The 20,753-nt window shown below is 73.5% G+C and carries 24 protein-coding genes; 17 read left to right on the forward strand and 7 right to left on the reverse strand.

The genetic code is table 11. The features are described from left to right. Positions 1-4 precede the first annotated feature (4 nt). From BMW85_RS22395 to BMW85_RS22410, 4 genes are read left to right on the forward strand one after another with little or no spacing between them, the layout of a single operon-like run. Positions 5-838, forward strand: coding sequence for an ABC transporter permease (locus BMW85_RS22395; RefSeq protein ID WP_091084519.1), 834 nt, complete (start codon positions 5-7; stop codon positions 836-838). Beyond that, the gene (locus tag BMW85_RS22400) at positions 825-1,754 is read left to right on the forward strand and encodes an ABC transporter ATP-binding protein (RefSeq protein ID WP_245774998.1); all 930 of its coding nucleotides are present in this window, start codon (positions 825-827) and stop codon (positions 1,752-1,754) included. The genes BMW85_RS22395 and BMW85_RS22400 overlap by 14 nt, the downstream gene beginning before the upstream one ends. Continuing rightward, positions 1,723-2,547 (forward strand): ATP-binding cassette domain-containing protein, encoded by an 825-nt coding sequence (locus BMW85_RS22405; protein ID WP_091084524.1) that lies wholly within the window; start codon positions 1,723-1,725, stop codon positions 2,545-2,547. Before BMW85_RS22400 ends, BMW85_RS22405 begins: the two co-directional genes overlap by 32 nt. Next, positions 2,544-3,725, forward strand: coding sequence for a M20 family metallopeptidase (locus BMW85_RS22410; RefSeq protein ID WP_091084527.1), 1,182 nt, complete (start codon positions 2,544-2,546; stop codon positions 3,723-3,725). Before BMW85_RS22405 ends, BMW85_RS22410 begins: the two co-directional genes overlap by 4 nt. Before the next feature lie 27 nt (positions 3,726-3,752). On the opposite strand, the gene BMW85_RS22415 is transcribed toward BMW85_RS22410, so the two are convergent. After that, a complete protein-coding gene (locus BMW85_RS22415) occupies positions 3,753-4,514 on the reverse strand; it encodes an SDR family NAD(P)-dependent oxidoreductase (RefSeq protein ID WP_091084530.1) in 762 nt (253 codons plus the stop codon). 93 nt (positions 4,515-4,607) lie between these two features. Here BMW85_RS22415 and BMW85_RS22420 point away from each other — a divergent pair, with 93 nt between their 5' ends. Continuing rightward, positions 4,608-5,273, forward strand: a complete 666-nt coding sequence (locus BMW85_RS22420; RefSeq protein WP_091084533.1) for a class I SAM-dependent methyltransferase — start codon at positions 4,608-4,610, stop codon at positions 5,271-5,273. A 1-nt stretch (position 5,274) separates the two neighbouring features. On the opposite strand, the gene BMW85_RS22425 is transcribed toward BMW85_RS22420, so the two are convergent. Next, positions 5,275-5,817, reverse strand: a complete 543-nt coding sequence (locus BMW85_RS22425) for a GNAT family N-acetyltransferase (RefSeq protein WP_091085312.1) — start codon at positions 5,815-5,817, stop codon at positions 5,275-5,277. Between the two features lie 62 nt (positions 5,818-5,879). Between BMW85_RS22425 and BMW85_RS22430 the strand changes: the two genes are divergently transcribed. Then, positions 5,880-5,990: a DUF1918 domain-containing protein gene (locus BMW85_RS22430; protein WP_245774999.1), complete on the forward strand. Its 111-nt coding sequence runs from the start codon at positions 5,880-5,882 to the stop codon at positions 5,988-5,990. Here the strand turns inward: BMW85_RS22430 and BMW85_RS22435 are convergent. Further along, complete coding sequence (locus BMW85_RS22435; protein WP_245775030.1) at positions 5,942-6,517, reverse strand: type II toxin-antitoxin system prevent-host-death family antitoxin; 576 nt, start codon at positions 6,515-6,517, stop codon at positions 5,942-5,944. The genes BMW85_RS22430 and BMW85_RS22435 overlap by 49 nt on opposite strands. A gap of 121 nt (positions 6,518-6,638) precedes the next feature. Here BMW85_RS22435 and BMW85_RS22440 point away from each other — a divergent pair, with 121 nt between their 5' ends. Then, the gene (locus BMW85_RS22440) at positions 6,639-7,145 is read left to right on the forward strand and encodes a methyltransferase family protein (RefSeq protein WP_091084540.1); all 507 of its coding nucleotides are present in this window, start codon (positions 6,639-6,641) and stop codon (positions 7,143-7,145) included. Between the two features lie 7 nt (positions 7,146-7,152). On the opposite strand, the gene BMW85_RS22445 is transcribed toward BMW85_RS22440, so the two are convergent. After that, the gene (locus BMW85_RS22445; protein ID WP_177240824.1) at positions 7,153-7,440 is read right to left on the reverse strand and encodes a hypothetical protein; all 288 of its coding nucleotides are present in this window, start codon (positions 7,438-7,440) and stop codon (positions 7,153-7,155) included. A 121-nt stretch (positions 7,441-7,561) separates the two neighbouring features. Between BMW85_RS22445 and BMW85_RS22450 the strand changes: the two genes are divergently transcribed. Then, positions 7,562-8,542 (forward strand): acetylxylan esterase, encoded by a 981-nt coding sequence (locus BMW85_RS22450; RefSeq protein ID WP_091084544.1) that lies wholly within the window; start codon positions 7,562-7,564, stop codon positions 8,540-8,542. A 136-nt stretch (positions 8,543-8,678) separates the two neighbouring features. On the opposite strand, the gene BMW85_RS22455 is transcribed toward BMW85_RS22450, so the two are convergent. Continuing rightward, positions 8,679-8,966, reverse strand: coding sequence for a HesB/IscA family protein (locus tag BMW85_RS22455; RefSeq protein ID WP_091084547.1), 288 nt, complete (start codon positions 8,964-8,966; stop codon positions 8,679-8,681). A gap of 242 nt (positions 8,967-9,208) precedes the next feature. Here BMW85_RS22455 and BMW85_RS22460 point away from each other — a divergent pair, with 242 nt between their 5' ends. The 3 genes from BMW85_RS22460 (at position 9,209) to BMW85_RS22470 (ending at position 11,570) form a co-directional block, all read left to right on the forward strand. Continuing rightward, positions 9,209-10,411 carry an erythromycin esterase family protein gene (locus BMW85_RS22460; protein WP_091084549.1) on the forward strand — a complete coding sequence of 401 codons (1,203 nt, stop codon included), beginning with the start codon at positions 9,209-9,211 and terminating at the stop codon, positions 10,409-10,411. A gap of 99 nt (positions 10,412-10,510) precedes the next feature. Beyond that, the gene (locus BMW85_RS22465) at positions 10,511-11,044 is read left to right on the forward strand and encodes a DUF4142 domain-containing protein (RefSeq protein ID WP_177240825.1); all 534 of its coding nucleotides are present in this window, start codon (positions 10,511-10,513) and stop codon (positions 11,042-11,044) included. 160 nt (positions 11,045-11,204) lie between these two features. After that, positions 11,205-11,570, forward strand: a complete 366-nt coding sequence (locus tag BMW85_RS22470) for a PRC-barrel domain-containing protein (RefSeq protein WP_091084555.1) — start codon at positions 11,205-11,207, stop codon at positions 11,568-11,570. Between the two features lie 31 nt (positions 11,571-11,601). Here BMW85_RS22470 and BMW85_RS22475 read toward each other — a convergent pair whose 3' ends face one another. Next, positions 11,602-13,314: a sialidase family protein gene (locus BMW85_RS22475; RefSeq protein WP_091084557.1), complete on the reverse strand. Its 1,713-nt coding sequence runs from the start codon at positions 13,312-13,314 to the stop codon at positions 11,602-11,604. Positions 13,315-13,569: 255 nt separating this feature from the next. Between BMW85_RS22475 and BMW85_RS22480 the strand changes: the two genes are divergently transcribed. The 5 genes from BMW85_RS22480 (at position 13,570) to BMW85_RS22500 (ending at position 19,192) form a co-directional block, all read left to right on the forward strand. Further along, on the forward strand, positions 13,570-14,505 hold the full coding sequence (locus BMW85_RS22480; protein WP_143082369.1) for a hypothetical protein: 936 nt from the start codon (positions 13,570-13,572) through the stop codon (positions 14,503-14,505). Between the two features lie 75 nt (positions 14,506-14,580). Continuing rightward, positions 14,581-14,883, forward strand: a complete 303-nt coding sequence (locus BMW85_RS22485; RefSeq protein ID WP_091084562.1) for a hypothetical protein — start codon at positions 14,581-14,583, stop codon at positions 14,881-14,883. Positions 14,884-14,902: 19 nt separating this feature from the next. Further along, positions 14,903-16,303: an FAD-binding oxidoreductase gene (locus tag BMW85_RS22490; protein WP_091084565.1), complete on the forward strand. Its 1,401-nt coding sequence runs from the start codon at positions 14,903-14,905 to the stop codon at positions 16,301-16,303. 157 nt (positions 16,304-16,460) lie between these two features. Further along, on the forward strand, positions 16,461-18,035 hold the full coding sequence (locus BMW85_RS22495) for an MFS transporter (RefSeq protein WP_091084568.1): 1,575 nt from the start codon (positions 16,461-16,463) through the stop codon (positions 18,033-18,035). Between the two features lie 29 nt (positions 18,036-18,064). Further along, complete coding sequence (locus BMW85_RS22500) at positions 18,065-19,192, forward strand: FAD-dependent monooxygenase (protein WP_091084571.1); 1,128 nt, start codon at positions 18,065-18,067, stop codon at positions 19,190-19,192. Between the two features lie 118 nt (positions 19,193-19,310). Here the strand turns inward: BMW85_RS22500 and BMW85_RS22505 are convergent, their stop codons facing one another. Beyond that, positions 19,311-19,601: a hypothetical protein gene (locus tag BMW85_RS22505; RefSeq protein ID WP_091084574.1), complete on the reverse strand. Its 291-nt coding sequence runs from the start codon at positions 19,599-19,601 to the stop codon at positions 19,311-19,313. Between the two features lie 123 nt (positions 19,602-19,724). On the opposite strand from BMW85_RS22505, the gene BMW85_RS22510 reads away from it, so the two are divergent. Then, entirely contained in the window at positions 19,725-20,738 is a 1,014-nt protein-coding gene (locus tag BMW85_RS22510; protein ID WP_218155885.1) for a hypothetical protein, read from the forward strand. Positions 20,739-20,753: the final 15 nt, after the last annotated feature.

Consider the following 20,753-nt stretch of genomic DNA (forward strand, 5'->3'; position numbering starts at 1 on the left):
CGCGATGAGAGGCCGGCTCAACGCGGGGCTCGTCGCCGGCGGCGCGCTCGTCGCCGTCGTGGTGCTGGCCGCGCTGGTGTCGTTCGTGTGGACGCCGTACGACCCCACTCTCGTCGACGCCGCCGCCAAGCTCCACGAGCCCGGCGGCGGCCACCTCCTCGGAGCCGACAAGTTCGGCCGCGACACGCTCAGCCAGCTCATGGTCGGCGCCCGCACCACCCTCTACGTCGGCATCGTCGCCGTCGGCATCGCCGCGCTGCTCGGCACGCCGCTCGGCGTGCTCGCCGGGATGACGCCGCGCGGCTGGCTGTCGGAGCTGGTCATGCGGGTCAACGACCTCGTCTTCGCCTTCCCCGCGCTGCTGCTGGCCGTCATGCTCGGCGCGGTCTACGGGGCCGGTACGCTCACCGCAATGATCGCCATCGGGGTGGCCACGGTGCCCGCCTTCGCCCGGGTGGCCCGCGCCGCCACGCTCCAGGTTATGGTCACCGACTACGTACTCGCCGCCCGCGCCGCCGGCCGCCGCGGCGGCGCCGTCGCGCTGCGGCACGTGCTGCCCAACATCTCCTCCGTGCTCATCGTCCAGGCGTCGGTGTCGTTCGCCATCGCCATCCTGGCCGAGGCGGCGCTGTCGTTCCTCGGCTTCGGCACCCGCCCGCCCACCCCCTCCTGGGGGCGGATGCTCCAGGAGTCGCAGGAGCTGCTGTTCTCCACCCCGCGCCTCGCGCTGTGGCCCGGCCTGGCCGTCGCGCTCGCCGTGCTCGGCTTCAACCTGCTCGGCGACGGCCTGCGCGACTTCCTCGACCCGAAGCTGAGGAGGATCCGTGCTGACGGTTGACGGGCTCACGGTTGACGGGCTCGGCGTGCGGGCAGGCGACACCGAGCTGGTGCGCGAGGTGTCGTTCTCGATCGGGCCGGGCGAGCGGGTCGGGCTGATCGGCGAGTCCGGCTCCGGCAAGTCGCTGACCGCGCTGTCGCTCATGGGCCTGCTGCCCGAGGGCGTCACCGCCACCGGCCGCGCCACGCTCGCCGGCCGCGACCTGATCGGCGTCCCCGAGAGCCGGCTCAAGCGGCTGCGCGGCCGTGACCTGTCGATGGTCTTCCAGGAGCCCATGACCGCGCTCAACCCGCTCATGCGGGTCGGCGCCCAGGTCGCCGAGGTCATGACCCTGCACGGCCGGGGCCGCCGCGAGGCCCGCGCCCGCGCCGTCGAGCTGCTGGAACGGGTGCGGCTGCCCGAGCCCGAGCAGCTCGCCCGCGCCTACCCTCACCAGCTCTCCGGCGGGCAGCGCCAGCGCGTCATGCTCGCCATCGCCCTCGCCAACGAGCCCGCGCTGCTCATCTGCGACGAGCCCACCACCGCGCTCGACGTCACCGTGCAGAAGCGGATGCTCGACCTCATCGCCGAGGTCGCGCCCGCGCTGCTGTTCATCACCCACGACCTCGCCGTGGTCGCCGCCGTCTGCGAGCGGGTCCTCGTCATGTACGGCGGCCGCGTCGTCGAGTCCGGCCCCATCCGCGAGGTGTTCACCCGGCCCCGCCACCGCTACACCGAAGGGCTGCTGGCCGCCTCCCGGCTCACCCCGCGCGGCACCCGCCTGCCCACCATCAGCGGCAGCGTCCCCGCGGCCGGGCACTTCCCCGGCGGCTGCGTGTTCGGCAACCGCTGCCCGCACGCCGACGCGCTCTGCGAGACGGTCCCCGCGCTGACAGGAGAAGGCCATGCCCACGCATGCCGGCACCCCGCGGGCTGAAAACCCCGGCGAGCCGCTGATCGAGGCCCGCGGGCTGAGCCGCGTCTACCGCCGCCCCCGCACCTCGCTGCTGCGGCCGGGCGCCGCCGTCCACGCGCTGCGCGACGTCTCGCTGACCGTCGGCAGGGGCGAACGGTACGGCATCGTCGGCGAGTCCGGCTCCGGCAAGTCCACGCTGCTGCGCCTGCTGTGCGCACTCGACCGGCCCACCGCAGGCACCATCGCCTTCGACGGCCGGCCGGTCACCGGCCGGCCCGAGCGCGACCTGCGCTTCCTGCGGGAGAACCTGCAGATCGTCTTCCAGGACCCGATGAGCTCGCTCGACCCCCGCATGCGGGTGCGCGACCTCGTCGCCGAGCCGCTCGTCGCCCTCGGCCTGCCCGTCGGCGGGCGGGTCGCCGAGCTGCTGGACGCGGTCGGCCTGCCCGCCGGGGCCGCCGACCGCTACCCCCACCAGTTCTCCGGCGGGCAGCGCCAGCGCATCGCCATCGCCCGCGCCCTCGCGCCCCGCCCGAAGGCGCTGGTCGCCGACGAGCCCGTCAGCGCATTGGACGTCTCCGTACGCGGGCAGATACTCAACCTGCTGGCCGACCTCGTCGACGAGCTCGGGCTGACGCTCGTGTTCGTCTCGCACGACCTGTCCGTGGTGCGCCACGTGTGCGAGACGGTCGCGGTCATGCACCACGGCGAGATCGTCGAGAGCGGGCCGGTGGACGAGGTGTGGGCCGCGCCGGCGCACCCCTACACGCGGGCGCTGCTGGAGGCCGTACCGACGCTGGAGGATCTGACGTGATCGAGGTCGACGCCGCCGGAGTGGTGGAGTTCACGCGGGAGCTGGTGCGCGTCCCCAGCACCAACGACCCGGGGCGGCGCGAGCGGGCCGCCGCCGAGCTGGTCGCCGCGCGGATGCGCTCGTGGGGCTGGGAGCCCACCTGGTACGAGGTCGAGCCCGACCGGCCCAACGTGGTTGCCGTGGTCGAGGGCGGCGGCGGCGACGGCCCGACGCTGATGTTCGAGGGCCACACCGACGTCGTCACCGAGGGCGACCTGTCGGAGTGGACCGTGGACCCGTTCGGCGGCGAGCTCCGCGACGGCCGGCTGTGGGGGAGGGGCAGCGCCGACATGAAGTCCGGCCTGGCCGCCACCCTGTACGCCACCCGCGCCCTGCAGCTCGCCGGCCCGTTCCCCGGCCGGATCAAGGTGTGCGCGCTGGCCGACGAGGAAGGGCTCATGATCGGCGCCCACCACTTCGTCGCCGAAGGGCTCGCCGCCGACGTGGACGGCGCCATCGTCGCCGAGCCCGAGGCCGGCGAGATCTGCGCCGTCGCCAAGGGCGCGCTCCGGCTGCGCGTGGACCTCACCGGCAAGATGGCGCACGGCGCGATGCCGCAGCACGGCCGCAACCCGATCGCCGCCGCCGGGCCGCTGCTCGTGGGGCTCGCCGGGCTGCAGGAGGAGCTGCAGCGCCGGCATCCGGCCCACGAGCACCTCGGCGAGGTGTACGTCACGCCGACCGTGCTGCGGGCCGGCTCGCACGAGCAGGTCAACGTCATCCCCGCCACCGCCTCCGTCTTCGTGGACGTGCGGACGGTGCCCGGCGTCGAGCACAAGGACGTCGCCGACCAGGTGGCCGCGCTCGCCGCCCGCGCCGCCCGCGACGGGATCGCCGCCGAGGTGTCGGTGCTGGTGGACCGGCCGCCCGTGGACGTGCCCGTGACCGACCCGGTGGTGGCCGCGCTGGCCGCCGCCCACCGGGCGGTCACCGGGGAGGAGCCCGTGTACGGCGGGGTGCCCGGCTCGACCGACGGCACCGTGCTCACGCACTGGGGCGGCATCCCGTCGGTCGTGTACGGGCCGGGCGGCAAGTGGATCGCCCACCAGGCCGACGAGTTCGTCGAGATCGAGGAGATCGTCCGCTGCACCCGCGTCTTCGCCGAGGCCGCCCGCCGCTTCCTCACGGGCGACCACTGACCCGCCGGTCCCCGGGCCGGGGGCGGGTCAGGTGGGCGGGTCGAAGCGGCCGTCCACGGCGGTCCAGCCGCCGTCCACGTACAGCACCGAGCCGGTGACGAAGCTGGCCGCGTCACCGGCCAGGTAGACCACGGCCCCGGCCATCTCCTCCGCCGACGCCCAGCGGCCGAGGGCGGACTTGGCGGCGTAGGCGGCGTACCAGTCGGGATGGTCCTTGATCTGGCGGGTCAGCGGCGTCTCGACGACGCCGGGCGCGATGGCGTTGACGCGCACGCCGTACGGGCCGAACTCGGCGGCGGCCGTCCGCAGCAGCTGCACCAGGCCCGCCTTCGTGGCCGCGTACGCGCTCTGCCCCGGCTCGGTCACCGACGCGCGGATGGACGCGAACCCGATGATCGAGCCGCGCCGCCGCTCCACCATGCCCGCGCCGAAGGCCCGTACGACGTCGAACGACCCCCGCAGGTTGAGCCCCACCACCCGGTCGAACTCCTCGCCGGTGTAGTCGAGCAGCCGTTTGCGCACGTTCGTGGCGGCGGTGAACACCAGCACGTCGGCCGGCAGCTCGGCGGCGGCCGACCGTACGGCGTCGGGGTCGAGCACGTCCAGCAGCCGCGCGGCGCCCCCGCAGGCGGCGGCGCTCTCCTGGGCGGCGTCCAGGTCGCGGTCGGCGCAGACGACGGACGCGCCGTGCGCGGCCAGCGCCAGCGCCGCCTCCCTGCCGATGCCGCTGCCCGCCCCGATCACCACGGCACGCCGCCCGTCCAGGCGGAACAGCCCGTCATATCCCATGAGGGCACCCTAGCGACCGGTCTGACCAGTGCACCAGGTTGTCCGGCGGGCGCGTGCGGAGAACTGTCGGTGCCGTCCGGCAGGATGACCCGCATGCAGCACTCCGACACTCACCCCGATGCGCACCCCGGCACCGCGGCGTTCTGGGACGCCGCCGCCGACACGTTCGACGAGGAGGCGGACCACGGCCTGCGCGACCCGCGCGTCCGCGCCGCCTGGGCCGCTCGCCTGGCCGCCTGGCTGCCGCCGGGCGACGGGCGGCTCGACGCGCTCGACCTCGGGTGCGGCACGGGGTCGCTGTCGCTGCTGCTGGCCGAGGCGGGTCACCGCGTCACGGGCGTCGATCTCGCGCCGCGCATGGTGGAGCGGGCGCGGGCCAAGCTCGCGGGCACCGGCGCCGTCGTGACGGTGGGCGACGCCGCCGCGCCCCCGGTGGGGGAGCGGCGCTTCGACGTGGTGCTCTCCCGCCACCTCGTCTGGGCCCTGCCCCGGCCGGAGGAGGCGCTGGCCCGCTGGGCGGGGCTGCTGCGCCCCGGCGGCCGGCTCGTCCTCGTCGAGGGCCGCTGGGGCACGGTCCCCCGCCGCGAGGGCACGCCCTGGGACGGCGGGGTCCCCGCGGCCGAGCTGATGGCCGCGCTGCGACGCCTTCCGGTCCCGCTGACGGACGTCCGCGTCGAGCCGCTCACCGACCCGCTGCTGTGGGGCAAGGAGATCACCGACGAGCGCTACACGGTGACGGCGACCCGACCGGACGCGTAGGTCAGGGGGAGGCGGGGTGCCGGTCTTCGGGACGGAGCTCGTACTCGACCTCGCCCTGCTCCGCCCCCTCGATCGGGTCCGGCCAGTCCTCGAAGAACGTCCGCACGAACCGCATCCCGCACTTCTCCATGACCCGCCGCGACCCTAGGTTGACCGCCATCGTCTGCGCGAACACCCGCCGCGCCCCCAGCTCCCCGAACGCGTGGTCGATGAGCGCCAGCGACCCCTCGGTCGCGTACCCCTTGCCCCAGGCCGCGCGGTGCAGCCGGTAGCCCAGCTCAAGCTCGTCCGCCGGCCCGCCCTCGGGCGGGCGCAGGTGGAACCAGCCGACGAAGCCGCCCGACGCCTTCTCGACGGCCGCGAGGAAGTCGCCGCGGACGAACCGCGGCAGGGTCTCCCCGAGGATCCGCTCGCGCGGGACCGGCTTGCCGCCGTTGAGGTACCGCATGACCTCGGCGTCGTTGTGCAGGGCGATCAGCTGCTCGGCGTCGGCGGCCGTGAAGGGGCGCAGGACCAGCCGCGAAGTCTCCAAAGGGGTGTCCACCGGGCACACGGTAGCCAGCAACATGTCCGGTCATCGACCGGTTTTCCCGGACGGCCGCGCTGGTGCACTGCGGGAGCAGGCCGCCCTACGTCGTACGCTTCGGCGACGGCCACACGCAGTTCGTCTACCCGGGCCCCGACGCGGTGGTCCTGCCGGGAGAGCCGTCCGGCTGACCCGGCGGCGGCCCGGCGAGGGAGCGCAGCGCCTGCGCGGCGTCGTGCCCCGACCCGGCCGCGACCTGCGTGCCGCCGGCGTCGCGGGCGATGGCGACGACCAGCCCGCCCACCGGGTCGCGGGCCAGCGTGACCGTGTGGCCGTCGGCGAGCAGCGCGTCGGCGTCCGGCCGGCGCGGCGCGGCGGGCGGCTCCAGCAGCAGGCGGGCCGCGATCAGCGCCGCGACGGGGGTGCGGTGGCGGGTGAGGAGCACGGGCTCGTCGTCGTACGGGCCGGCCACCTGGCGGACGAGGTCGCCGAGCTTCGAGCGGGCCGTGGACAGCGACACGACCGGCAGCCCGGTCAGCACTCCGGCCACCCGTGACAGGGGCACCAGCGCCGCCCACTCCCAGCGCTCGCGGGTGATCAGGCTGACCCGGCCGTTCCTGGCGGCGTCCACGAGCGAGCCCCAGCGGGCGCGCGCGTCCTCGACGGCGACCGGCGTGCCGAGACGGGCCACGAGCTCCTCGTACGAGGGCCGCTCCATGTTGATCACCGGTGAATCGTAAGGCTCCTTACAGAAGTTCGCCAACCCGCCAGGGCGTTGACGGTGCCGGAGCCTGCCGCCTAAACTCATCAAACAGTGAATTCTGGGTGAGGAGCACCCCATGCGCAGGAATCCCGCCGCGGTCGTCAGCGCACTCTTCTTCGCCGCCGCACCCGGCACCGTCGCCGCCCTCGGGCCTTACCTCGTCGGCGGCTGGCGGACGCACGAGCCGTTCCCCGTACAGATCATGGTCCCGCTCCGGGTGGCGGGGGCGATCCTGGTCGCGGCCGGGCTGGTGGTGCTGGTGCACGCCTTCGTCCGCTTCGTCGTGGAGGGGCTCGGCACGCCGATGCCGGTCGCGCCGCCCGAGCGGCTGGTCGTCGGCGGGCTGTACCGGTATGTCCGCAACCCGATGTACGTCGCGATCCTGACCGCGATCATCGGCCAGGCCATGGTCTTCGGCGATCGCGGCCTGCTGTTCTACGCTGTCGCCGTGGCCCTGGTCGTGTGGTCCTTCGTGCACTGGTACGAGGAGCCGGACCTGCGCAGGCGATTCGGGGCGGCGTACGACGACTATCGCGCGCACGTGCCAGGCTGGTGGCCGCGGCTGCGCCCGTTCCGTCCCTGAGGCCGGCTCAGGGGAGGGAGTGGCCGAGGCGGAGGCGGAGCCGGTCACCGTGGCGGGCGGCCTCGCGCACGCTCCACAGCCGCTCGTCGACCACCGTCCCCCGGGCCGTCATGTAGCCGCCCACCCGCAGCACCGGGCGCCCGGCATCGTCGTGCAGGAGTTGCGCCCGCGACTCGGTGTCGTCGCCGAAGACGACGAGGAAGTCGTCGGCGCCTGCGGGGGCGTCCAGGATGAGGCCCGGAGACAGGTGGGAGTGGGGGACGGCGATGACGTACTGGCTGGCGTGTTCGCTCACGAGGAGAGCCACTACCCACACCGGCGCGGACAAGGCACGTCACCATCCCGGGGGCGGGATATCGCTTTCCTGGCTTATGGGGTGAAATATCACCATCGTTCCGTCAGCTATGGGAGCATCCGTGCCACTGTTCGATCTGCCGCTCGACGAGCTTCGCGACTACCGTCCCGACCGCGACGAGCCCGCCGACTTCGACGACTTCTGGGCCCGCACGCTGGCCGAGGCCAGGCAGCACGACCTGGCGGCCACCTACACGCCCTACGAACTGCCCCTCGCCACCGTCGAGGTGTACGAGGTGTCGTTCGCGGGCTGGGGCGGCCACCGCATCAACGGCTGGTTCCTGCTGCCGCGCGGGGCCGAGGGCCCGGTGCCGTGCGTCATGCACTACATCGGCTACAGCGGCGGGCGCGGCTTCCCCAAGGACCACCTGCTGTGGCCCACGGCCGGGTACGCGGTGTTCGTCATGGAGACCCGCGGCCACGGCGGCGCCAACGTCGGCAGCCCCGGCACCACGCCCGACCCGCACGGCGGCGCGAACCCGCAGGCCCCCGGCATGATGACCCGGGGCATCCTGGACCCCGAGGACTACTACTACCGGCGGGTGTTCACCGACGCCGTCCGGGCCGTGGACGCCGCGCTGGAGCACCCGGCGGTGGACGGGAGCGGCATCGTCGTCTCAGGCGGCAGCCAGGGCGGCGGCATCGCGCAGGCCACGGCCGCGCTGCACCCGGCGGTCAAGGCTGCGCTGGTGGACGTGCCGTTCCTGACCCATTTCCGGCGGGCGGTCGAGATCACCGGGAAGGATCCTTACCAGGAGCTGGTCCGCTTCATGGCGACCCGCAGGGACAGCGCCGAGCAGGTCTTCCGCACCCTGGCGTACTTCGACGGGATGAACTTCGCGGCGCGGGGCCAGGTGCCCGCGCTCTACTCGGTGGCGCTCATGGACGACGTGTGCCCGCCGTCCACGGTCTTCGCCGCCTACAACCACTGGCAGGGCCCGAAGGAGATCGTCGTGTGGCCCTGGAACAACCACGAAGGCGGCGGCGGGTACCAGAGCGAGGAGCAGGTGCGCTACCTGCACAAGCTGCTCGCCGCCGGCTGAGCCGGCCGGACAGCGCGCCCGGCTGAGCCGGCAAGACGCGCCCGGCTGAGCGAGCCGGATGGCGCGCCCGGTTGACCGGGCGCGTGGGGTCGCCCCCCGCCGGGCCGCGGCTCAAGGAGCCCGGCGGGGGCGCGCCTCACATCGCCTGTTCGGTGACCAGGAACGACACACTGCCCTGGTCGTCTGCTCCGGCGTCGAGAGATTTGTCGTCCAGGACGGTCGCGGCCACAGGGTCGAGGTAGACCCGGGCGCCCTCGGACTCCACGACCGCGTCCGCCGGTTCCGGCGCGGTGGCCAGTGACAGGGTGAGCGCGCTGGCGCCCTCACCCTCCGACGAGATCCGGATCCCGCTCTGTGTGGGCTCCGGCGCGGTCGCGGTGAGATCGCGGATCGCCTGGGCTGCGTTGGCTGTCAGGGTGAGCACTACGGCTCCTCCTCACGGTCGACGTTCAGGAGTCAGCCACCCTTCCCCCTCTGTCCGGGCTCAACCATCGCCACCCGCTTCTTTACCCGGAACCCGCGGCGGCGGCGCGGACGGCGTGCCGCGGACCGCGCGGGTCAAGCGGCGCTCCCGCCCTGTCCCCTCCTGGTTGAAGGCGGGACGCCGGAGAAGCACCAAAATCGCGTCAAAGTTTCAACCGGAGGTTCAACGATACCGTTGAAGTCATGACAACTGGCATCAAGGACGTCACCCGCCCCCTCGACGCGGCCTCCGTCATGGCCCTGCTCCCGGGCCGCCCCCGCGTGCTCGCCCTCGGCGAGCCCACCCATCTGGAGGAGACCCTCCTCGACGTACGCAACGAGCTGTTCCGGCAGCTCGTCGAGCGGGAGGGCTACCGCGCGATCGCGCTGGAGAGCGACTGCCTGCGGGGCCTGGTCGTGGACGACCACGTCACCTCGGGCGCCGGCGCCCTCGACGAGGTCATGGAGCGCGGCTTCAGCCACGAGTGGGGCGCCCTGGAGGGCAACCGCGAGCTGGTCCGCTGGATGCGCGACCACAACGCCGGCCGGCCGGCGGACGAGCAGGTGCGCTTCACCGCCTTCGACAGCCCGACGGAGATCACCCACGCGGAGAGCCCCCGGCAGGCGCTCATGGCGCTGCACGGCTACCTCGCGGCCCATGTGGACGCCGCCCTGCTCCCGTGCACCGCCGACACGCTCGACCGGCTGATCGGCGCCGACGAACGCTGGAGCGACCAGGGCGCCATGCGGGACCCGTCGCGGTCCGTGGGCCGCTCGGCCGAGGCGGCGGAGCTGCGGCTGCTCGCCGACGACCTGGTGGTGCTGCTCGACGCGCAGACGCCGCACCTGCTCGCCGCGACCGCGCAGGACGACTGGGACCGGGCCCGCCTGTACGGCCGGGCCGCCGTCGGCCTGCTGCGCTACCACGCGCACCTGGCCGACACGGGACCGGCGAGGATGCTGCGGCTGCTGGCGACACGGTCCGCCGTGATGGCCGCCAACCTCCTCGCCTTCGCCGAACGCCGCCCCACCTTCGTCTTCTCCCACAACCTGCACCTCACGCCGGCGGCGGGCACCATGCGGATGGAGCAGGGCCCGGTGCGGTGGTGGAGCGCGGGCGCGCTCGTCCGCGCCCGCCTCGGCGCCGACTACGCCGTCCTCGCCACCGCCGTCGGCACCATCCGCCACCACGGCGTGGACACCCCGCCGGCCGGCACGGTCGAAGGGCTGCTGCACGCCATGCCGGAGGACCGGTTCCTGGTGGACGCGCGCGGCCTGGCCGCCGCTCTCGCCGGTGCTCCGCCCGCGGCCAGGGAGTCCCCGTACTTCGGCTACTTCCCCCTGGACCCGGCCCATCTGGACCTGATCGACGGGCTGGTGTTCGTCAGGGACCTGCCGCGGGCGTAGCGCCGGGGGACGCGCCGGACGGCGCAATACGGGGACGTGAGGGCGTCGGCGGTTACTGTGCGTAGTGGATCAGTGTCGCCATCGACATAGGAAATGCTCATGCGTACTCGCCGCCTTACCCTTTTGCTGGCCGCCGCCGCCCTCGTGGGGTGCGGGACCGCACCGACGAACACCGCGGGGGTGGCGCCGCAGACCAGCGCCCCGCCGTCCGAAATGGACAAGACCTGGTTGCGTACCATCCACCAGGGCAACATGGCCGAGATCCAGGCCGGCCACCTGGCGGAGGCCAAGGGCACCGCCAAACAGGTGAAGACGATCGGCAAGGTGCTGGTCGACGACCACACCGCGCTGGACGAGAAGGTCACCCAGCTCGCCGGTCGGCTCGGCGTCGACCTGCCGAGCTCGCCCACCGCCGCCCAGAAGGAGCTGTCGAACAAGCTGCGCTCGGACACCGGCTCCGACTTCGACCAGGACTTCGTGGCCGGGATGACGAAGGCTCACGTCGCCGCGATCAGGATCACCAAGCAGGAGATCGACAAGGGCACCTCGCCGGAGGTGGTTGCGCTGGCGAAGGAGGCCGATCCCCAGCTCAAGGAGCATCTGGAGGCGCTGCGCAAGGCGCACGGCGGCTGATCCGCCGGCGCTCCCTGGAACGGCCGTGGGCCGGGCGCGCCGCGCCCGGCCCACGCGGCGTGAAGCGGGGCGGAAACTCATCTCCACGAGGTGTGGTTTTGTGGAGATATGGGGTATCTGTCCAGTTCGATGCAAGGGTCGCCACATCAGGGGGTAGGTCGTGGCCACGCAGGCGGAGATCCGCACGCTGCTGGAGTGCCACGTCGTCGGCTGCGACGGCGAGCAGCTCGGCAGGGTCGGACAGGTCTATCTCAACGACCGCACCGGCCGCGCGGAGTGGGTGACCGTGTGCGGCGGATTCCTCGGCATGCGGCAGACTTTCGTGCCGCTCGCCGGCAGCAGCCGTACGGGCGACGAAATCACCATCGCCTTCGACAGCGCGAAAGTCAGGGCGGCGCCGCACGTCGCCGTGGACGGTTTGCTGACCGCCCGCGAGGAAATCCTGCTGCACCGCCATTACGGAATGGGGCACACCGTCCCGGCACCGCGAACGGGCGACCACGACCGGCTCGACCTGGACATCTGACACCACATCCGACGGCTGGAAAACAAATAAGTCAGGTCGCGGCGTACAGCTCGATCTCGTTGAGCATCGCGCACGACGGCCCTATTTCTCTGTCGCAATCGTCGGAACGCTCGACCACGATTTTCACGTGCCGGCCCCGTGCCGAGATCGGCTCATAACGCAGCGCGTAATCCGTACGGTCGTCGATGGTGAGCACCGGCTCGCCCCACGAGCGCCCGTCGCGCGAGACGTACACGCGGGCTCCGGCCCGATGCCCCGGGCGCAGGCTCAGCCCGGCCATGGTGAAGCGGTACTGCCGGTCCAGGTGCAGCACGTACTCGCCGGAGCGGCCCGCGGCGACCGCGCTCGACCAGTAGCCGGTGCTGCCGTCCAGGGCGGCCTCCGGGCGGGTGAGCGGCCGGTCGCGGCTGGTCCAGCGCATGGTGGTGGAGATCCTCAGGTCGCCCTTCCTGAGCAGCGCGGCGAGGTCGAGGCGGCCGGGCGCGGGCGGGGCGAGGTCGTACAGGCCGCGCTTGATCGCGTACCAGCCGCCCTGCTCGAAGCGGCCGTGCGCGGGGCAGGCGGTCTCGTCGAGCGAGTGGTCCGGCCGCACCCCGGCGATCTTGCAGTTGTCGAAGACCTGGATCAGCCGGTGCGGCCCGACCGCCGCGATGCCGGTGTAGCCGGAGGAGCCGTGGGCGTCCCACACGCCGTCCCGGTTGTGGTAGGTCACGCGCGGCTCCAGCCACTCGTGCCCGAGGCCGTCGCGGGAGACGGCCAGCCAGTTGTCCGGCCGGCCCGCGCTCAGCACGAGCTTCCCGTCCGGCATGAGCAGCAGCCGGGGCGCGACGCCACGCACCACGCAGTCCATCCCGGCGAAGCGCAGCCCGGCCGGGCTCGTCCAGGTCCGGCCGCCGTCGGCCGAACGGGCCTGGCTCAGCGTCGCGTACGTGCCGCCGTCGCGGCGGATCACCGCCACCAGCGTGCCGTCCATGACCTGCGCCAGCGCGGCCTCGGTGTAGCCGTACCCGGCCTCGTCCGGGCGGGCGATCACGCCGCGCCGCTCGAAGGTGCGTCCGCCGTCGGTGCTGGCGTACACCTCGGCCTGGAAGCCGTCGCTCCCCTGGTAGCGGGCGTAGACGGTGATCAGGATCGTGCCGTCGGCGAGCTGCACAGGCGTGCCGTGCGCGGCCCCGCCGGACCGCAGCTCGTCCGGGGTGCGCAGGGTCGCCACCGAGCGCAGCCAGTCCTCGCCGTCGTCGGCGACGGCCGAGGTCAGCACCCCCAGCCGCGCCGTGTGCGGCCCGGTGCGCTTCGGGTAGTACTCGGTGGCGAAGTAGCGCCCGTCGAGCAGCTCGACCGGCGACTCGCGCAGCGGCGTCGCCTCCGACGGGCCGAACGTGACGCCGCCGTCGGTGGACAGGGCGGCCTCGCTGGTGAGGGTGACGACCTTGTCGACGTTCGTGGTGAACGTGGTGATCACCTTCTGCGCGGGCCGGCCGTCCGTCCCGATGACGTCGAGGACGGACACGTTCGGGAAGCCCGCGAAGTCCAGCCGCTCCAGGTCGGTCGGCTCCCGCCCGGCGGGCGGCGGGTTGGGATGGATCCAGCCGAGTGAGGAAGCAGTGGCGATCAGGTTAGGGGGAGACAGCTGGGAGTGGTCGGGCAGCGCGCAGTAGCCGCCTCCCGCCTGCGGCGAGCCCGTCGTGGCGGGCAACGCCGAGGTGGCGACCACGGCCGCGACCACGGCTCTGGGCACCGGCATGATTGCGCTCCTCGTCCTGTTGTCCTCGCTTACGCACTGGTTCGGACTCTAGATCACTGATCACCCGCAACTCGGGATTCACCTGCGGGAACTCGCCGTCGCGTCGCGCTTTCCGCGTCTGCGGCGCCGCAAACATACTGGATGCGTAAAGTACCAGTTGACAGAAAAGCTCGTCATGCCCACGATCAGAGCGGCACTATTAAGTGTGAATTTACAGAGCTCCGATTCGGCCCGCGGGTCAGGAGGTGGCCTCAGATGAGCGTCGAGCCAAGGGCGGAAGTGGCCCCACAGCGAATGCCGCCTCTCTGGGACGGCACGGCGCCCCTGGCGCCCGAGACGGCGGCGCAGCAACGCGTCGTTCACCGGATCTGCGCCAGGGTCGCCCCCGAGGGCGTGGAGATCGGCGTCGGCGAGCTGCCGCCCGGCGGCCTGCAGGTGTGGATCGACACCCCGGTGCCGCCCGCCGAGCAGGAGGCGTGGGTGCTGCACCACCGCATGGCCCGCGAGGTGTCGCTGGTCGGCTGGCACTGCGACGCCGACCAGGACCGGCTGCTGGTGCTCGGCTGGAGCGCCGCCTGCCTGCACAACCGCGTACGCCTGCTGCAGAGCGGCCTGCGCCGCCTGACCGGCTTCGAGCAGACCGCCCAGCGCGCCGTCCAGCTCGAAGGCCAGGACCCCGCCGACGCGCCGGCCGCCGAGATCGTCGCCGCCACCTGCGCCTCGATCGAGCGCCGGCTGCGCTGGCCCGAGCGGCTGGCCGAGCTCCACGGCTACGAGCGCAGCTCCGGCCTGGCCCACCTGCAGCTCCTGCTGGCCCAGGTCATCGGCCTGGAGGCCAAGGTCGCCGCCGCCTGCGAGGAGCACCTCGTCATGGCGCGCGTGCTCGCCGGCGCGGTGTGCGAGCACTACTCCCGCCACGGCGACCTGCGCCGCGCCCAGCGCGACGTGCTGGCCGAGACCCGCCGCTGGGTGCACGCCAGCTCCATGATCCGCGGCTCGGCCGCCCGTCCGAGCACCCCTGGCGCCGGCCGCCCCCACATGGGGCTGGCGGAGCGCCGGATCGCCGCGAGCGTCATCAACCACGGCGTCATCGAGAACGTCATCGACCACGGCGTCCCGCGGGCCACCCCCGCGGCCGTCGCCGCCGCTCCCCTGGCCGGATACGCCGGCCACGAGGAGGGCGCAGGCTGACCGCAGACCGCCGCTCGACGGCGAGCGGCCACCCCGGAAGAAACCCCGCCCACATCCGGTAGGAAAGGCCCCGTCATGCGAACCCCCCCGCACCTGCCCGGACCCGCCAGGCCCGACACGCACGACCCCCGCGAGACCCACGACCTCCGTGACAGCCACGACTTCCGTGACTCCCACGACTTCCGTGACGACTCCGGTCACGGCGTCCCGCGCCCCCGGCGTCACCCCTACGCCCTGCGCGAGTTCCCCGTCCAGGCCCCGCAGCCCGCGATGATCCCCGCGCCCGACCCGTTCGCCGAGCAGCGCCTGCTCGAGATCAGGGACATGTCCCACCAGGCCATCGGCTCCATCGACGACCTGCTCCAGCACACCGCCTGAGAGGAACGGAAGGACGACCATGCAGGAGCTAACGCGAGTCGAGCTGATGCCGCGTGACGTCGGAGGTCACCAGCCACGCTCCATCACCGGCACCGAGTCCCCGCGCACCCTCGACCAGGTCCGGGCCCTCGTCCGCGCCGCCGGCGCCACCCGGCACCGCCTCTACCCGATCAGCACCGGCCGCAACTGGGGCATGGGCTCGGGGATGCCGGTCACCGACGACAACGTGGTCGTCGACCTCAGCGGCATGAACCGCATCCGCGGCATCGACCTGGAGACCGGCTTCGCGGTCATCGAGCCCGGCGTGACGCAGCGGCAGCTCGCCGAGGCGCTGCGCGACACCCCGTGGATGCTGAACGTCACCAACTCCTGTGCCGACACCTCCGTGGTGGGCAACGCCCTCGACCGCGGCGACGGCACCTTCCGCTCCCGCGTCCACGACGTGGCCGGCCTCGAGGCCGTGCTCGCCGACGGCAGCGTGGTCACCACCGGCGGGCTCGACCCGGCCGGCCGCTACCACGGCAGGGTCGCCGGGCCCGACCTCACCGCCGCGTTCGTCCAGCACAACCTCGGCATCGTCACCGCCATGGCGATCGCCCTGGTGCCCCGCCCCGAGTCCATCGGCATGGTGTACGGCCGGCTGCCGCGCCACCAGGCCGCGGTCGCGCTGGAGGCGGTGGCCGGGTTCGTCCGCCGCGGCAACCCCGCCGACGGCATGCTCCGCGTACGCGAGCTGGCGCTCACCCCGTCCCACGGCGACTGGACGCTGCCCGCCGGCGTCGACCTGGACCGCTTCGCCGTCATGGGGCCGCTGCTCGGCACCGCCGCGGCGGTCGAGCTGGCCGAGGAGCTGCTGCGCAAGGCGCTCGCGGAGGTCGAGGGCTCCGAGGAACTGCTCGTGGTGGACCCCACCGAGGTCAAGCCGGACGACCCGCTCTACGCCCGGGCCCTCATGTCGCAGGGCATCCCCACGTGCGCGGGCGTGCGTAAGGCGCTCGGCGTCGCCTCCTGTGAGCAGGTCGACGCGACCGGGCTCGGCTTCCTCGCCCTCATGCCGCTCATGCCGACCGACGCCCGCAGGATCGGGCACATCGTGGACGCCCTGCAGAGCGCCGTGGACGCCCACTCCACCGCCCTCATGGCCGAGTGGAACGTCGTCGGCCGGCACATGGCCAACGGCGTCATCCAGATCTTCTTCGACCGCTCCCGCCCGGACGGCGCCTACCGCGCCCACCAGCTCCGCAACGACGGCAACTGCGTGCTGCGCGGCAACGGCTGCGCCATCTACCGCTCCGACATCGACCACGCCGCCGCCGACGTCTGGTCCGAGACCAGCACCGCCAGCCTCGGCATGCTCCACCGGCTCAAGACGGCGCTCGACCCCGACGGCCTGCTCTCGCCCGGCCGCTACGGCGCCTGAGTCACGCGAACCCGCACATACCCGTACCACGAACCCGCCCATCCCGCCGGCCCGCGCGGCCGGCGAGGACCACTGATAGTAAGTTGGAGGTGACCACGTGCGTTCGTCACCGGCACGGGGGACGAGCACGGCCGTCCTGAGCCGCCGCCAGGGAGTCATGCTGCGCCTGGTAGGCGCGGGCGTCATGCTGACCGTGATGGCCGACACCACGGCCACCACCCTGGCCGTCGGCGTGCTGCGCTACACACCGGCAGGGGCCGGCATGCCCCTCGGCGACCTCGTCTGGCTGACCAGCGCGGCGTTCATCCCGATCGCGGCGCTGCTGGCCACGGCCGGCCGCTGGGCCGACCTGTTCGGCCGCCGCCGGGTGCTGGCCGTCGGGCTGGTGGTGTTCGTGCTGGGCGGCATCGCCACGGTGACCGCCGACTCCTGGTCGTTCGTCCTCGCGGCGCGGGCCGTCCAGGGCGCGGGCGCCGCCGCGATGATCCCCGCCAGCCTCGGGCTGCTGCTCGGCGAGCTGCCGGAGAGCGAGCGGCGCGGCGCGATCGCGCTGTGGAGCTCGGCCTCCGGGCTGGGCTGCCTGCTCATGCAGGCGGGCGGCGGCTGGCTGGCCGCCGCCGTGGACTGGCGGATGCTGTTCGTGCCCGACGTCGTCATCGGCGTCGTGCTCCTCGTCGCCTGCCTCGCGCTGCCCCCCGGCAAGCGGGCCGGCGCGCGCGGCCTGCCGGACGTGCTCGGCGCGTGGCTGCTGGCGGCCGGCATCGCGGTCGTCGTCCTCGCCATCTCCAAGGCCATGGCCTGGGGCACGGACGTGGCGTGGCTGGGGCTGGCCGCGCTCCTGCTGATCGGCGGGGCGCTCGCCCAGGCCCGCCACCACCGGCTGCCCGCCATCGACCTCGCGCTGTGGCGCCGGCCCAGGTTCGTCTGGGGCTGGCTGGCCACCTGGGGGTTCGGCGCGCTGTCGTACGGGCTGCTGACCGTGCAGCCGCTCTACCTGCTCCACCTCGGCTACCCCATGCTGGAGGTGGCCATGTGGCTGACGCCCACGTCCGTCGCGGTCGTCGTGACGAGCTATCTGGCCGGAAAGCTCGTCAAGCACATCGGCCCGTACGGGCTCATCTACGCGGGGTCGCTGCTCTGCGGCGGCGCGTGCGTGCTCGTCCTGACCCAGGTCGGCCCCACCGTCTGGGGCCTGATCGCCAGCGTGGTCGTGGGCATGGGCGTGGGCGCGCTCGCGCCCGGCACCTCGGTGGCCACCACCCTGGCCGCCCGCCCCCACCAGTACGCCTCCGCCGTCGGCGCGGCCACCATGGCCCGCATGGTCGGCGGGGCCGTCGGCGTCGCCGTGGTCTCGCTCGTCATCGACCACCCGGCGCTGATCGGCGGCTTCGGCGGCCTGGCCGGCGCGATCGCGATCTGCGTCGCCATCTCGGTGCTCACCGGCGCCCTCGCCCTCACCAAGATCACCCGGGTCCGGACCGACCCCGGCGACGTCATGGTGAAGGTGCCCCGCCGGATGCTGCTGGAGCTGCGCATGACCCTCGCCACCGTGGCGGCGGAGGCCGACGCGCTGCTGCCCGCCGAGACCCGCGCCCTGCCCATGGACCCGCACGCCGGCCAGAACGCCGGCGCGCCCGTCCACTCACCCGCCAACCCGCCCGTCCACGCCGTCCCGCGGCCTCGCGCGGCCGACTCCGGCCCGCTCGCGAGCACCCGCGGGAATCCGAACTAGATCCAGAACCACCGAAAGGGCTCCTCGTCATGGCAACCACATCGTGCGACGTAGCCATCGTCGGCGCCGGGCTCGGCGGCTGTTTCCTCGCCATGCTCCTCCGCCGCCGCGGGCAGAACGTCGTCGTCATCGAACAGGGACCGTCGATCCCCAGCGCGGGCGCGGACTTCCTCAAGCCCCCAGGACTGCGGGTGCTGGCCCGGCACGGGCTGGCGGACCTCGTCGGGCGCCATGGCCTCAGGCGCGACCACATCCGCTACTACCACGACGGCGACCCGATCCAGGACTGCCGCTTCCCCGACGGCGGCTTCGTCATCCGGCCCTACCGCGAGCTGGTCGAGCTCATCTACACCTGCTGCGCGATGGAGGGCGTGGAGTTCTGGTTCGGCGCCGAGATCGGCGACATCGCCGTCGGCGGGGGAGGCGTGGAGGAGCTGACGCTCGCCGACGGCCGCCGGCTGCGGGCCGGGGTCGTCGTGGGCGCGGACGGCACCAGGTCGCTGGTGCGCCAGGCGCTCGGCATCGAGCAGGTCACGCTGCCGTACGAGCGGCTCATCATGCGCGTGGCCACGGTGCCGCTGACCGAGAGCGTCGCCAGGCTCAACCGGCTCTACTTCAGCTCCGACGGCTGGCTCGCCTACTTCTACCCGCTCGGCGCCGAGCAGGCCAGGGTGTTCGTCGGCCTGCCGCCCGAGAGCGACGAGGAGGTCTTCCAGGACGGCATCCCGACCCTCGTGGACGAGCTGAAGAAGTTCGTCTCCGAGAGCTCCGACGTCTTCGACAGCCTCCAGTCCGCCGCGTGGCAGCGGATCAAGGTCTCGGCCATGCGGGTCGCCGCCTACCATCGCGGCAACGCCGCCCTGCTGGGCTCGGCCGCGTTCGCCTGCCACCCCATGACCGGGATGGGCATGAGCTACACCCTGCGCGACGCGGAGATCCTGGCCGACGTCATCTGCTCGGCCGGCGGCGACCCCGCCCTGCTGGACCAGCTCATGCACGAACGCTACGAGCCTCGCGGGAACGAACACCGCATGCTCATCGACTACGGCGACGCCCTCGCCGCCACCTTCCACGACCGCGACGCCTACCTCGCCGCCTTCCGCGAGGACCTGCACACCCGGGGTGAGGCCGCCGAGCCCGCGCTCCAGCTCATCTGACGTCCAGAGCCACGCCCTCGCCGCCCGCCATTCCCACAACCGATGAAGGCCGCCCAGTGGTGGGCAGCCCGATCACCCAGGCGGCGGGGGCGTCGTCATGCCCGCCGTGCTCCTGACGTCAGGAGGTGATGACCAGCTCGGTGCCGTCGTGGTCCTCGCGCACCTCGTGCCCGGCACGGACCAGGACGGTGCGCAGCGCGAGCCGGACCGCCGTGCGGACCGTGGCGTACTTCACCAGGCGGTCGGCGGCGGTGCCCCACGTCACGATCACCCCGCGCGCCGGATCGTGCCAGACGCCGAGCCCGCCGTCCGCCGACAGCAGGGACGGCTCGACGGTGAAACCAGCCTCCGTCAGCTCCCGGCGTACCAGGAGCTCAAGGTCCGGGCCCGCGTTCGAGGCGTCGTTCATGAGCAAGCGTTGCCCCCCTCCGCCCGGCCGCGAACGCGCGAAAGGGCCACTGTTCCGCCGGAGAATGCGGGTTGTGTCTCCCGCGTCATCATCAGGGGAGACCGGCGGGGACGGAGAGAGGGGATGGGGATGCGGGTCGAGGAGGCCAGGCGGCTGGCGCGCAGGTGGGTGCGTGAGGAGGGAGCCGCGCTGCCGGGGTTCGGGGGCGCGTTCCTGACCGGCTCCACGTTGTGGGCGGACCCGTCCGACGAGCTCCCCGCGACCTCCGACGTGGACGTCATGGTGATCGCCGACCCGCCCGTCAGGATCGGCAAGTTCCGCTACGAGGGCGTCCTGCTGGAGGTCTCCGCCATCCCCGGGATCGGCGGCGTACGCGAGGTGCTCGGCGACTACCACCTGGCCGGCAACCTGCACCTGCCCGGCGTCCTGGCCGACCCCACCGGCCGCCTGGAACGGCTGCACCGGCTGGTCGCCCGCGGCTTCGCCGAGCGCCGATGGGTCCTCGCCCGCTGCGAGGACGCCCTGGCCAGGATCCGCGACCGGCTCGGCGGCCTCGACGCCGCCGCGCCGCTGCCCGCGCAGGTCGTGGCGTGGCTGTTCGGCACCGGCGTGACCGCGCACGTGCCGCTGGTGGCCGCGCTGCGCAACCCCACCGTGCGCAGGCGGTACGCCGCCGTGCGCGACCTGCTCGCCGCGCACGGCCGCCTCGACCTGCACGAGGAGCTGCTGGAGCTGCTGGGCTGCGCCGGGATGAGCCCCGCGAGGGTGTCGCGGCACCTGACCACGCTGGAGGTCGTCTTCGACGCGGCCGCGCAGGTGGACGCCCCTGACTACCCGTTCGCGTCCGACCTCACGCCCGCCGCCCGGCCGGTGGCCATCGACGGCGGCCGGGAGCTCGTCGCCCGCGGCCTGCACCGCGAGGCGGTCTTCTGGCTGGCCGCCACCTACGCCCGCTGCCTGGCCAAGCGCGCCGCGGCCGGGCTGAGTGGATATGAGGACGGGCTGCTGGAGCTGCTGGACGACCTGGGGGCGGGCACGCCCGCCGACCGCCGCCGCCGCGCCGACCGCGTCCTCGCCGCCCTGCCCGCCCTGCGGCGGACGGCCGTCTCCCTGATCCCGCCGGGCGCCCCGGCCTGACGGCCTGGGGCGTGG

Source organism: Nonomuraea wenchangensis (assembly GCF_900111685.1).
Taxonomy (GTDB): domain Bacteria; phylum Actinomycetota; class Actinomycetes; order Streptosporangiales; family Streptosporangiaceae; genus Nonomuraea; species Nonomuraea wenchangensis.